This window comes from Streptomyces sp. NPDC088194, assembly GCF_040702025.1.
Classification (GTDB): Bacteria; Actinomycetota; Actinomycetes; order Streptomycetales; family Streptomycetaceae; genus Actinacidiphila.
The window spans coordinates 157,109-169,673 of the sequence record NZ_JBFBIV010000001.1; the positions used below are offsets into that span (position 1 = coordinate 157,109).

The 12,565-nt window shown below is 69.9% G+C and carries 10 protein-coding genes; 5 read left to right on the forward strand and 5 right to left on the reverse strand.

Annotated features, from left to right (window positions below):
• Positions 1 to 188: 188 nt before the first annotated feature.
• Positions 189 to 1,256, reverse strand: a complete 1,068-nt coding sequence (locus tag AB0399_RS00635) for a LacI family DNA-binding transcriptional regulator (RefSeq protein WP_366409776.1) — start codon at positions 1,254 to 1,256, stop codon at positions 189 to 191.
• A gap of 208 nt (positions 1,257 to 1,464) precedes the next feature.
• On the opposite strand from AB0399_RS00635, the gene AB0399_RS00640 reads away from it, so the two are divergent.
• Together AB0399_RS00640 and AB0399_RS00645 are read left to right on the forward strand one after the other, a co-directional pair.
• A complete protein-coding gene (locus tag AB0399_RS00640; protein ID WP_366409777.1) occupies positions 1,465 to 3,855 on the forward strand; it encodes a polysaccharide lyase 8 family protein in 2,391 nt (796 codons plus the stop codon).
• 55 nt (positions 3,856 to 3,910) lie between these two features.
• Complete coding sequence (locus AB0399_RS00645; RefSeq protein ID WP_366409778.1) at positions 3,911 to 5,476, forward strand: glycoside hydrolase family 88 protein; 1,566 nt, start codon at positions 3,911 to 3,913, stop codon at positions 5,474 to 5,476.
• A 254-nt stretch (positions 5,477 to 5,730) separates the two neighbouring features.
• On the opposite strand, the gene AB0399_RS00650 is transcribed toward AB0399_RS00645, so the two are convergent.
• Positions 5,731 to 6,132 (reverse strand): hypothetical protein, encoded by a 402-nt coding sequence (locus tag AB0399_RS00650; protein ID WP_366409779.1) that lies wholly within the window; start codon positions 6,130 to 6,132, stop codon positions 5,731 to 5,733.
• Here AB0399_RS00650 and AB0399_RS00655 point away from each other — a divergent pair.
• The 3 genes from AB0399_RS00655 to AB0399_RS00665 all read left to right on the forward strand — a co-directional run bounded on the left by AB0399_RS00655 (position 6,094) and on the right by AB0399_RS00665 (position 7,403).
• Complete coding sequence (locus tag AB0399_RS00655; protein ID WP_366409809.1) at positions 6,094 to 6,636, forward strand: recombinase family protein; 543 nt, start codon at positions 6,094 to 6,096, stop codon at positions 6,634 to 6,636. The two genes, AB0399_RS00650 and AB0399_RS00655, sit on opposite strands and share 39 nt — an antisense overlap.
• A 238-nt stretch (positions 6,637 to 6,874) precedes the next feature.
• On the forward strand, positions 6,875 to 7,288 hold the full coding sequence (locus AB0399_RS00660) for a hypothetical protein (RefSeq protein WP_366409780.1): 414 nt from the start codon (positions 6,875 to 6,877) through the stop codon (positions 7,286 to 7,288).
• The gene (locus tag AB0399_RS00665; protein ID WP_366409781.1) at positions 7,278 to 7,403 is read left to right on the forward strand and encodes a hypothetical protein; all 126 of its coding nucleotides are present in this window, start codon (positions 7,278 to 7,280) and stop codon (positions 7,401 to 7,403) included. Before AB0399_RS00660 ends, AB0399_RS00665 begins: the two co-directional genes overlap by 11 nt.
• 22 nt (positions 7,404 to 7,425) lie before the next feature.
• On the opposite strand, the gene AB0399_RS00670 is transcribed toward AB0399_RS00665, so the two are convergent.
• From AB0399_RS00670 to AB0399_RS00680, 3 genes are all read right to left on the reverse strand, one after another.
• Complete coding sequence (locus AB0399_RS00670; RefSeq protein WP_366409782.1) at positions 7,426 to 9,462, reverse strand: PE-PGRS family protein; 2,037 nt, start codon at positions 9,460 to 9,462, stop codon at positions 7,426 to 7,428.
• 154 nt (positions 9,463 to 9,616) lie between these two features.
• Positions 9,617 to 10,747 carry an NADAR family protein gene (locus AB0399_RS00675; protein ID WP_366409783.1) on the reverse strand — a complete coding sequence of 377 codons (1,131 nt, stop codon included), beginning with the start codon at positions 10,745 to 10,747 and terminating at the stop codon, positions 9,617 to 9,619.
• A 316-nt stretch (positions 10,748 to 11,063) separates the two neighbouring features.
• Positions 11,064 to 12,347: a pyridoxal phosphate-dependent aminotransferase gene (locus AB0399_RS00680; RefSeq protein WP_366409784.1), complete on the reverse strand. Its 1,284-nt coding sequence runs from the start codon at positions 12,345 to 12,347 to the stop codon at positions 11,064 to 11,066.
• Positions 12,348 to 12,565 lie beyond the last annotated feature (218 nt).

Sequence of the window (12,565 nt, forward strand, 5' to 3'; positions counted from 1 at the left end):
GGTGCGGCGCGGGGCAACGGGCGGGTGGCGCGGCGCGGGGCAGCGGGTGGGCGTGCGGCGGGGTGCGGCGGGGGCAGCGGGTGGGCGTGTGGCGGGGTGCGGCGCGGGGCCCGGCCGGTTCACCGCGGAAGCGTTCGGCCCGTTTCGGCCTCGCGTACCGCCCGGTTCGGGCTCGCGTACCGCCCGGTTCAGCGCCGCCGGGCGGGCGGCGCGGCGGTGACGGTGGCCCCTTCGACCAGCTCGCACGGGAGCAGGACCTGCGTCTTGCGGCCCGGCTTCATCTCGCCGCGCAGCATCCCGACCAGGATGCGCACCGCACGCGCGCCCATCTCGCGGCGGGGGATGCGGAACGTGGTCCAGTCGACCTCGGGCGCCGTCCGCAGCGGCCATGCCGATGTCTGCGTGGGGTCGGTGTCGCCGAGTACGCCGATCGACAGGTCCTCGGGTACCCGCAGCCCGGAACCCGTGGCCAGCGCACGTAGCGCGGCCGCCATCTCCGTCGCCTCCACCAGGGCGGCGGTGACCTCGTCGGCGCGCAGCCGGTCGAACACCGCGGTCGGATCGTCGTCGGTGAGGGCGAGCGGTGCCTTGCGGTGCCGTCGGCAGGCGCGCAGGTATCCGGAGCGGCGGTCGGCCGTCGACTCGCTCTCCTCGCGGTAGCCGACGAGCGCCACCCGGCGGTGGCCGAGCGACCACAGCCGCTCGTACAGGTCCGCGGTCGCCGCCGCGTAGTCGCCGCCGACGTAGCTGACCGGCCCGGCGGACGACTCGCGCCGGCCGATGAACACGAACGGGAACCGCTCGTCGACCAGGCGGTCGAGCTCGTCGCGGTCGGTGTGCCGGCCGAGCAGGATGCAGCCGTCCGCTATGCCGAGCCGGTTCGACCCCTCCTCGTAGACCTTGCGCCGGCCCTGCCGGCGCCCCGGACTGGTGAAGAGCAGCAGGTCGAAGCCCTGCGCCTCGGACTCCTCCTCGATGCCGCCGAGGAAGGGGCCGTAGAAGTCGGCCGTGCCGGAGGGGAAGACCGCCTCGTAGGTGAACACCCCGATGATCTGGTTCGACTTGCCGCGCAGGCGCCGGCCCATGATGTCCACGGTGTAGCCGGTCTGGCGCAGTGCGTCCTCGACGCGCTTGCGGGTCTCGGGCGCGACGCGCACCCCGTCGGAGTCGTTGAGCACCAGGGAGACCATCGCCTGCGAGACGCCCGCGAGGCGGGCCACCTCGGCCTGGGTCACCCGTTTCCGGCGCTGCGTCACGTGTCGCATCGTAACGCCACCCTTATCCCTCCGGAGGATCGGCTCCGGGCCGGCGCGATCCGGCCGCTCTCTGCCGGAGCCCATGCTAATACGTATTATCGCTTGACTTCCACCGGCGCGCGGCGCCACCATCCCTCACGCCCCCCGGCACCGCCCTTTCCGGTCGGCTCCCGGCCGCCGCCCTTCCCCCTACCGTGAGGGTCCTTTCATGTCCGCTGAGCACAGTTCCCGTGGCATCACCCGCCGCTCCACGCTGCTGGCCGGCGCCGCGCTGGCCCCCGCGTGGTTCCTCGGCTCGTCCCTCGGCGCTCCGGGCCGCGCCGCAGCCGCGACGGCCGCGGACTTCGCGAAGGTCAGGAGCCAGTGGCAGGACACCCTGATCGGCAGCTACGACACCTCCGACCCGGTGATCTCCGGCTACGTGCAGGACGCGGCCGACGCGGCGAGCGGCCTGTGGTCGACGCTGGACACCTCCAGCTCCCGCAGCTACCTGTGGGCGGACCTGGACAGCAGTACCGTCTCGGCCGTCCAGCGCGACGTGATCGGACGGCTGCGCCAACTCGCCCTGGTCTACGCGTCCCCCGGCTCCTCGCTGTCCGGCAACTCCGAGCTGCTGGCCGACATCCGGTCGGCCGTCGACTGGTTCCTCGCCCACAAGTACGGCGTCACCGCGCAGTACGACAACTGGTGGGACTTCCAGATCGGCATCCCGCTGGCACTGGGCGACACCTGTGTCGCGCTGTACGGCGAGCTCTCGGCGAGCCAGATCGGCACCGCCATGGCCGCGATCGCCCGCTACCTGCCGGACCCGAGCCAGGTGGGCGGAGGCGCGGCCACCGGCGCCAACCTCGACTGGACCTGCGCCGTCACGACCGTGCGCGGCGCGCTGAGCGAGGACGCGAGCGTGATCGACAGCGCCATGACGGCGATCGCGAACCTCTTCCCCTACAGCTCCGGCGGCGACGGCTTCTATCCCGACGGCGGCTTCATCCAGCACAAGCTGTACGCCTACAACGGTTCCTACGGCGTGTCCCTGCTGCAGTACCTGACCTATCTGCTGGTCGCCCTGCAAGGCACCCCGTGGGCGGCGACGACCGACCAGGTGCAGCGCGTCTTCACCTGGACGCAGGCCAACTACGTGCCCTGGATCTACCGCGGGGCGTTCATGGACATGGTGCGCGGCCGGGCGCTGTCCCGCTTCTACGAGACCGATCACCGTATCGGGCGGCTGACCAGCGCCACCCTGCTCCAGCTCGCCCACCTCTTCCCGGCGAGCCAGGCGCTGACCCTCCGCTCGCAGGTCAAGGGCTGGATCACCGCGGACACCTACCAGGACTTCTTCGGCTACGACCCGGTGCCGCTCGAACAGGTACGCACCTCGTCGATCGCGCTCGGCCGGGCCGTCGTCGCCGACCAGGCCATCCCGGCCGGAACCGAGTCCACCACCTCCGTCGTCGCGACCTCGATGGCGCGGGTCGTGCACCGGCGGCCCGCGTTCGCCTTCGCCATCGCCATGGACAGCATCCGGATCAAGCCGTACGAGAGCGCGAACGCGGAGAACCTCGAAGGCTGGTACACCGGTGAGGGCGCCGCCTACCTCTATCTGGCCACCCAACCCGGCCACTGGACGAACGCCTACTGGCCGACCGCGAACAAGTACCGGGTGCCCGGCGTCACCCTTGACGCCAAGACCCTCGCGCTCGGCGCCAACCGCGGCTCCACCAACACCTGGGCCGGCGGCGCCCTGCTGGACGGGAACGTGGCCGCGGGCATGGGGCTGTCGTTCGCCGTGCAGACGCTCACCGGCCGCAAGTCGTGGTTCTGCCTCGACGACATCGTGGTCTGCCTGGGCGCCGGGATCACCAGCACCGACGGCCACACCGTCGAGTCGGTGATCGAGAACCGCAACACCGGCCCCGACGGGCGGGCGAACATCCACGTCGACGGCGCCGTGGTGCTCGCCACCCCGAGCAGCACGCCGACCGTCGTCCAGCCGCGGTGGATCTTCGTGGACAACCTCGGCGGCTACGTGTTCCCGGTCGGCGGCCACGTCACGCTGCTGCGCGAGGACCGTACCGGCAAGTGGACCGACATGGACCACCGCGGCGTCTACGACGACACGACCGCGTACACCCGACGGTTCGTCACCATGTGGGTCGACCACGGGGTCAGCCCGACCGACGGCAGCTACCGCTACATCCAGCTGCCCGCCGCGACCTCGGCCCAGACCGAGGCGTTCGCCGCGTCGAACGACGTCACCGTCGCGAACACGACCCAGGTGCAGGCGGTCAGGCGCGCCGGCGCCGGGATCGCGATGGCCAACGTCTGGCAGGCCGGCGCGCCCAAGGCCGGGGGCATCCAGGTCGACCGGACCGCCTCGGTCATCACGCAGCGGAAGGACGGCACGCTCAGCGTGGCCGTCTGCGACCCGACCCAGCAGCTCACCGGCACGGTGACCGTCACCGTCGACGGCGCGGTGTCGGCCGTGGTCTCCGCCGACCCCGGCATCACCGTCCTGGCGACCACGCCGAACGTGCGCCTGGCGGTGGCCGTCGGGGGAGCGGCGGGCAAGAGCTTCGTCGCCCGGTTCACCGAATGACCGAACAGTCGCCATGACCGCGAACGCGCCCGGTTCACCGAAGAGAGGAGAGCTCATGCGCACCAGAGCAGTGGCGGCGGTGCTCGGGTTACTCGCCGCGAGTTGCGCGGTGGCGATCGGCCCGGCACACGCGGCGTCGTCTGTCAACGCGGCGTCGTCCGTCTACGAGGCGGAGGACGCGACCATCTTCCACGGCACCGTGGACACCGACCATCTGGGCTTCACCGGAACGGGATTCGTCAACACCGCCAACGAGGTCGGCGCCTACGTCGAGTTCACCGTCGACTCGCCCACGGCGGGTGACGCCACCTTGGCCCTGCGCTACGCGAACGGAACGACGGCCGGACGCCAGGCGGACGTCAGCGTCGACGGCACGGTGGTGTCCACACCGGCTTTCGCGCCGACCACGGACTGGAACACCTGGTCCGTCTCCAGGCTCCCCGTGACCCTGCGCGCGGGAACCAACCTGATCCGGGTCACCGGCACGACCACCGGCGGCCTGCCCGACCTCGACTCGCTCACCGTCGCCGACCTGCTGGGCACCCAGTGGTCGGACGCGCTCGTCGACTCGACCATGCACCGGTACACCCCGGCGACCGTCGGCGGCTGGAGCTACCCGGTCGCCCTCTACATGATGGGCCAGTACCAACTCGCCCAGCACACCACCGATCCCGCGCGCCGGGCCGCCCTGATCGCGTACATCAAAGCGTGGGCCGACCGCTTCGTCGACGCCTCCGGGCACATCGCCAACAGCTTCACCAGCCTGGACAGCATGATGCCCGGCCAGGTGATGATCGCCCTCTACCGGGAGACCGGCCAGACCAAGTACGGACTGGCCGCCAAGCAGATCCACGACCGGCTGCTGCCCGGCGCCGGATACCCGACCACGCCCGACGGCGGATTCTGGCACGCCACCAGCGCCGACCGGGCCGACCAACTCTGGTCCGACGGCACCTTCATGGCCGACCCGTTCATGGCGCAGTACGGCAGGTACATCGGCGACAGCACCCAGTCGTTCGACATCGCGACCAAGCAACTGGTGGTCTACGCGAGCCATCTCCAGCAGCCGAACGGCCTGTTGAAGCACGCCTACGACGCCTCCAAGTCGGCGTCCTGGGCGGACCCGGCCACCGGACTCGCGCCCGAGTACTGGTGCCGCGCCGTCGGCTGGTACGGCATCGCCGCCACGGAGATCCTCGACCTGATCCCCGCCGACCACCCGCGCCGGGCCCAGCTGATCTCCATCGTCCGCGATCTGGTCCGCGGCATGGCCGCCTACCAGGACCCGGCCAGCGGCCGGTGGTTCCAGGTCGTCGACAAGGGCGCCGACCCGGGCAACTGGACCGAGACGTCCTGTTCGGCGATGTTCACCCAGACCATCGACACCGCGATCAAACGCGGATACGTCCCCGCCGACACCTACCAGCCCGTCGTGGACGCCGGGGAACGCGGCGAGCTGGCCCGGATCTCCCTCCACGACGACGGCCTCACCTACCTCACGTCCACCTCCGTCGGAACGAACGTCGGGGACTACGCCTACTACGTCGACCGCCCCCAGGCCACCAACGACTTCCACGGCCTCGGCGCCTTCCTCTACTTCTACGAGGAGACCCACCCCTGACCCGAAACCGCCCCCCGACCGGGGCAAGCCGTCGCCCCAGCCCCGCCGGATTCATGCACTCACGGGGCCACGAGGGAAGGTCGCCGGCCGGGAGACGGCAGCACGTCTCCCGGCCCAGCGGGCGCACCGCAAGCGGCCCGTCAGACCGTGGCGTGGTCAGCAGGCTCCGCGGCTCCAGGGAACCCGAGCCTGTCCAGGAGTGCCGTGAACGACTCCTCCACGAAGACCTCGTGGGAGCGCAGAACCGCTTCGATCTAGGCGGGGTCGGCCTTGCCGGGGAAGCCCGCGTTGGCTGCCCAGGCGAGAGCAGCCCGCGCGTCGGCCGGCAGCGTCGCTTCCAGTTCCGCCAACTTGCGCCGCGTGGCCGCCGCGTAGGCGGGTGTGGTCACCCATACGCTCATATCGCCCCTGCTCTCGGGCTCCTCCTCCCAGAGATTTCCCGCCTTGCCGGCCGCCAGCAACTCCAGGTGCAGATAGGCGTCCCCCTGCCGGCCATCGGCCCCCAGCCCGTTGATCAGCGCAGTGTCGCTGTCGTGGACGCAGGCGCAACAGGCCGCGGCTAGGCGGACGACGACGATCAGACCGGCGTCGACCGCCAAGAACGGATCTGCCGTGAGATCGCCGAGCGTCGCGGTCTCGTCACAGACCCCGCTCACGTGTACGTGGACCACAGCCGCTCGGCGTGGAGCCGCATGCGGAAGCGCCCGGGCTGGGACCGCCTGCTGGACGATGCCCGAGAGCGCGGCTTCCAGCACATCATCGCCTACCACCCCGACCGCCTCATGCGGCAGCCCCGGGACCTGGAGGAGCTGCTCCAGGTCTCCGACGAGCACGCGATCACTCTCCACGGAGAGGCGAACCGGCGGGACCTCTCCGACCCCGACGACCGGTTCATCCTCCGGATCGAGGTCGCGCACGCCTGCCGGTCGTCGGACGACATCTCACGGCGGTTGAAGTCCGTGCAGGACCGGGTGAGGGACGGCAAGCCGCAAGGTGGCATGCGGCGGTTCGGCTACAGCAAGGACGGCATGACCATCGTCGAGGAGGAGGCGGAGATCGTCCGGGAGGTCTTCGATCGCTGTCTGAAGGGCGAGGGCGCGGCCCCACTCGCGAAGGACCTCCACCGGCGAGGCATCCGCACGGCTGGCGGCAAGGCGTGAAGTGCCGGGACCGTGCGCGGCCTGCTCGACTCCCGGCACGTCGTCGGCATCCGGATGCACCAGGGCGAGGAGGTCGGCCCCGGCACCTGGCCCGCGATCATCGACGCGGGCAGTCTGGGCGGAGGTCAGGGCTCGGCGCGAGTTCCGGTCGGCAGCCCACAAGGAGGCACTGAGCAAGCCCCGGCAGCGGTACCACCTCCTACGCGGCCTGGTGATGTGCGGGCGCTGCGGCACCCTGATGTCGGGCACCGCGAAGACCGCAGGCCCCGCCTACCAGTGCAATCGCCGAAGACGGAACGACGAAAAGAAGTGCTCCCGGGCGATCGTGGCTCCGACACTGGAGGACTTCGTCAGCGACGCCGCTGTCAAGCTGCTCAGCGAGCTCCGGGTGGACGGCCGGCTCGCCAGCAGCAACCTCTCCGAGGGCATGGCTGAGGAGGTGGAGGACGACCAGCGCCAGTTCGCCGAGCTGAACGACATGTGGACGGCGAAGGAGCTGTCCACGGCGGAGTACCGGAAGATGCGCAAGGAGATCACCGATCGCATCGCCGAGGCGCAACGCCGCGTCGTCATCCGGCCGATGGTGCTGCTCGACGCCCTTTATGGGCGCTGGCGCCCGCGCTGCTTGGGACGCCGACGACATGACGAATGAGCGCCGTAATGCGGTGTTGCGGTTCTTGTTCTCCGGTGTCGTCATCGACGAACCAACGAAGCTCGGCCGGTACATGGACCGGGGCCGGATCCGCATCGACCAGAACCCGCTGTAGTGAGGTGTTGGGCCCAGCCGGCTCATGTCCTCGATGTGGCGTGGGGCGGAGGTTGGATCCACTGGAGCATCTGCTCCATGACGGGGGTGGGCAACGCCGGGTGCCGGGCTGCCGTCTGTGCGGTGTCGGGGTCTCCCAGCAGCCGGATCAGCACCTGTGCGGGCAGGGCGGGGTGCCGGGCGGCCGCGTGGCGCACGCGTTCGTTCGGGTCGTCAAGCAGCCGCACGGCCGACGCAGGTGTCAGCCGGGGGTCAGTCGCGGCCCGGTGTCGAACTTCTTCATCGCTGTCCCGGCTGAACCGCTCGATCATCTCGGCTGTCGACTCCGGGTCATCCAGGGCCAGTTGACGCATCCGCGGGTTCGGGTCGTCGGTGTAGCGGAGCAGGTCGCGACGGGGGAAGTTCGGATGGCCATGGGGGCGGTCGGGGATGCTGAGGCTGCCGGTCCACCACTGCCACACCCTCAGCAGCATGTCCGCTGGTGCGTCGTCGCAGGATTCCGCGAGAAAGAGCTGGACGACACGGTCTTCGTCGCGGGCGAGGCGTTCGACGACGTCCGGTGGAAGGCGCCGGGCTCGGGCAACGCTTCTGCGCACGAGAGGGTGGGTGGAGGCGGCCAATCGGCGCATGGCGCCGGGATCGTGGTGCAGCGCCATGACCCAGTCGAGCGCGTGGTGATGGCCGCGCGGGTCGAAGTCGATGGGGATGTCCGCCCGCTGTCCCTCGGTGATGTCGGAGCGTATGGCCACCACGGAGCGGACGTTCTCGTCGGAATCATGGGCGAGGAGGATCACCAGGTCCGGGTCCAGGTGCGGGTTGCCCGCGAGGGAGCAACGCTGGGCAGGGCTGCCCTGATGGGCCAGGTGTTCGGCGAGGACGCGCTCCAGCCGGCACGTGCTGATCGCGCGGTCTGTGAGTTCCGCGGTGTCAAAGACCGACCGGGGCATCGGGTGCTCCTGGTGGTACTGGATCAGTGCTTCGACGCGGACGTTGCCGTAGGGATCACCCAGGAGAGAGCGCCGGGTCTGAGGGTTCAGATGAGGCCAGGCTCTCCGGCAGGCCGAGGCCCGTACGGACGGGTCGACATCGGCGGCCAGGGCGGCGAGTATCCGTACGGGCAGACCGGAAAGGCGAGCGGTCTCTTCGCGGACCCGTGCCGACGGGTCCGTTGCGAGTTGCTCGTACGCGGCGTCGGTCAGCTCGGCGAGCCGGTCCGCCGCGAGCATGGTGAGGATCCATCGGTGCCGGGATTCCTGTTCGCCCAGGATCAGGCGGGTCCACTGTTCGGCGGTGATGTTCGGCTGAGCCTCGGCCAGCAACTGCCGTAGCTTCCAGTCCGGGTGGACCATGGCCGCCTCAACGACCGCCGTCGGCAGGTGGTGCCACAGGAGGAAGTGCGACAGGCCCAGGAGGCGGGCGCGGAGGTCATCGGGTGTGGCCGAGTTGAGGGCCAGCCCGTGCGCCCACATCTCGCGCACTCGCGTCGAAGGCCCCGGTCCCTGAAGCAGTGCCGCCCAAGCAGCTTCCCGCTCCCGAGGGGTTTCCCGAGCCGCCACCTGCGCGGCCGCCTCCTGCCGTTCCGCGATGTGATCCAGCAGGGTGAACCAGACCTCGTCCTCCTCGGTGGTCACCCCGACCAGCGTGCCGCCGTCCGTCGCGAGGGTGACGAACTTCGGCTGCCCGGGCCGCTCGCCGAGGACTCCGGCGAGGTCCCACCGGCCAGTGAGCCGCACCGCCGTCCAGCGCCTGGCCGCCCCGCCCGTCCAGGCGCCGGCGACATCGATGAGGAATACGCCGTCCTCACCAATGATGCCGTTGTCGGCCGCGAGCCGGCGCCACTGCGCGTTGAGTTCGGCGATCAGGTCGGGCAGGTCCTCCCGCACAGCCACGGTCGGCTTGGCGTTGCCCGAGACGACCGGTCGCCAAGCGGCTCGGGGCGGCAGTACCTCCTCGGTCCGCCAGTCCTCCACGACTTCCAGCCCCGCACGCTGCAACAGCTCTATGAGCGTGTCTTTCCCACCCGTCACGGGAACCCATTTTGCCCGATTGCGGCTTTCCATCTTCCCGTGACCTTTGGAGTGTGCTGCGCGGTTGGTTGCCGGCTTCAGGGCGGCTGGCTATGTCGCCGCCCGGAGAAGGCCGCTAAGGAGGAGGCCGATCATGGAGCACCCGCTGCCATTGGAACTTGAGTGGGTTCAGAACCGGTAGAGACTGTCACTCGGCGAGCGACCGTTGCGCGATGAGTTCAGAACGGGTCAGCTCCAGCAGTCGGCCCATCCAGTTCCGTCCGCGACTGTCAGGGGCGTCTCTCCAGAAGGGGGAGTCCGACAACCCGGTGTAGCGGATGGCGGCGTCGCCGGTGGAGACGAGGATCTCGGCGAGTTCGATGTGCTGGGCGAACTTCGCCCGCAGCAGGCCTGCCATCACGGCGAGACGAACGCTGGGCCAGTCTGCTCTCCGGCTTGCGCGTCCCCCCAGGTCATGCGCCTCCCGGGCGGTGGGAGCAGCTGCTATCTGCCGACGATCGGTGGCATTCGCCGCGGACAGGGACCAGTATCCGTGAAGTACGGAGGGGTAGGACTCACCCGCGAACCGTACGGACGCTGGAAAATCGTTGCGCAGCACGAACAGTCCCAGTTCTTCGGGCCAGCCTCGCGGATAGACGGTCTCGTGCAAGGTGACGTCCGGACCGGTGCCCTCGTGGGAGTCGTCCGCGTGTTGCACAGCGCGTTGCTCCTGCGCCCGGGCAACTCCCTCGTCTACGCGGTTGAAATAGTCCAGGGCTGACTGGTGCATGTCCTCCGTCACCATTGGACCGTCACCGTCGACAGGCTCGCCCCGCTCGGTGAGCAGGACCCGCAGGGGACGATCCTGGCGGTCCATGTCGCCGAGAACGTAGATGCGCAGGTGCGGTGGCACTGCCAGATATGCGTCCCGCAACAGGGCGCGACGCTCTGCGGCCGGAGACTGCTGGTAGCGCCGAATAGCCTCCCAGCAGCGTTCGCCCGCGGTTGATCGGCCGCTCAGCTCTTCGATCCGGTCGGCGACCTCCGCGAGGAATCCCACGGGAGTCAGCGGTTCGCCGTGCCGTGAAAGCCACTTCGACGGTTCGGCGGCCGGCGGGGTGATCCCAGGCTTGGTCGGGGAGAGCATCTCCGATGCCAGCAACTTCTTGAGACCGGCCAGGTCGGTCCGGTCCCCGCACATGATCGCGCCGTCGGCATAGACGATCAGATCGTTCACGAACCACTCTGCCTCTGGGCGATGACGGCGCCACACGTGGCACCAGGCCCCGTCGATCCGTTCCCCGTCCACCATCCGATACGTCGGTCGCTGCCATGCCATGGGCCGCACGCTACCGTCTGCTCATGGGCTTCTGACGAGCACAAACGTCAACCCATGGCGAGGACCCGGGCCACCTCTCGTTCACGCACTCATCGGCTCACCGGGGCGGCAAGGGCTACGTTCACTGCATCGGCGAGGCCGGATTCGAGGTCGAGGTCGCGATACCGGGCGCGGCCAAGAGCGCCGCATTGGAGCCGTGGTGTTCCGGACGTGCCGAGTCGAGGGGGCCAGGAGCCCGGCAGTGTCCGCGACGACGATGATCACGTGTCGTCCTTCTCCCACGACGTTGGACAGGTACGCGCGCCTGGCGGCGGCCTCAGCCGTGGAACGCCCCGCGAAGGCGTTCGGCCGCCTCGGTCAGGACCTTCTCCTTCTTGCAGAAGGTGAAGCGGACCTGGGTGCGGCCGGCGTCGGGGTGGTCGTAGAAGACGGAGTTGGGGACGGCGACGACGCCGGCGCGTTCGGGGAGGGTGCGGCAGAAGGTGAAGGCGTCCTTCTCGCCGAGGCCGGCGATGTCGGTGGTGATGAAGTAGGTGCCCTGGGGCTGGAAGACCTCGAAGCCGGCGTCCCGGAGGCCCGCGGCCAGCAGGTCGCGCTTGGCCTGGAGGGTGTCGCGGAAGGCGGTGAAGTAGTCGTCCGGGAGGCGGAGGGCTTCGGCGATGGCGTACTGGAAGGGGCCCGAGGCGACATAGGTGAGGAACTGCTTGGCGGTGCGGACGGCCGCGACCAGGGGCGCGGAGGCGGTAACCCAACCAACCTTCCAACCCGTGAACGAGAAGGTCTTCCCGGCCGAGGAGATGGAGACGGTGCGGTCGCGCATGCCGGGCAGGGAGATCAGCGGGATGTGCTCGCCGTCGAAGACGAGGTGCTCGTAGACCTCGTCGGTGACCACGACGAGGTCGCGCTCGACGGCCAGTTCGGCGATGGCGGTCAGCTCGTCGCGGGTGAGCACCATGCCCGTGGGGTTGTGCGGGCTGTTCAGGAGCAGCAGGCGGGTACGCGGAGTGACGGCATCGCGTAGGGCGTCCAGGTCCGGGCGGAAGTCGGGGGCGCGCAAGGTCAGCGGGACGCGGGTCGCGCCGGCCATCGCGATGCAGGCCGCGTAGGAGTCGTAGAACGGTTCGAACGCGATCACCTCGTCGCCCGGTTCGAGCAGCGCGAGCATCGCCGCCGCGATGGCCTCGGTGGCCCCGGCGGTGACGAGGACCTCGCTGTCCGGGTCGAAGTCCAGGCCGTAGAAGCGCCGTTGGTGGTCGCTGATGGCGGCGCGCAGCGGGGGCACCCCCATGCCCGGCGGGTACTGGTTGCCGTGGCCGTCCCGCAGCGCCTGAACGGCCGCTTCCCGGATCGCTTCCGGCCCGTCGGTGTCGGGGAAGCCCTGCCCGAGGTTGATCGCGCCAGTGGCCACGGCCAGGGCGGACATCTCCGCGAAGATCGTCGTCCCGAGCCCGTCCAGCCTGCGGTTCAGCAGGGGGCGGCCGGGGCGGTGGAGGCCGTGGCGGCGGTCAGTGCCGCCCGCGGCGCCGGCATCGCCCGGGGCACCGGCATCGGCATCACCCGGGGTGCCCGCCCTGCCCGTCGCATCGGCCGTGCCCGCCATTGCGTTCCACCCGCTCTCCGCCGCGTGCCCGCCATTCGATCAGCCGATGGTACCGGGTTGTCATATCGGAACACCTGAACTCGTAAGCGCTCCAAGGGATGGAAAGTACGCACAGATGGGTAAAAACGCTGAGAAGGCGATGCGATCCGTGATTCCGTTGGTTCCGGATCTCTTCGGGGCCTCCCGATCATCCAGATCACCCCGAACCCGCTGGACCA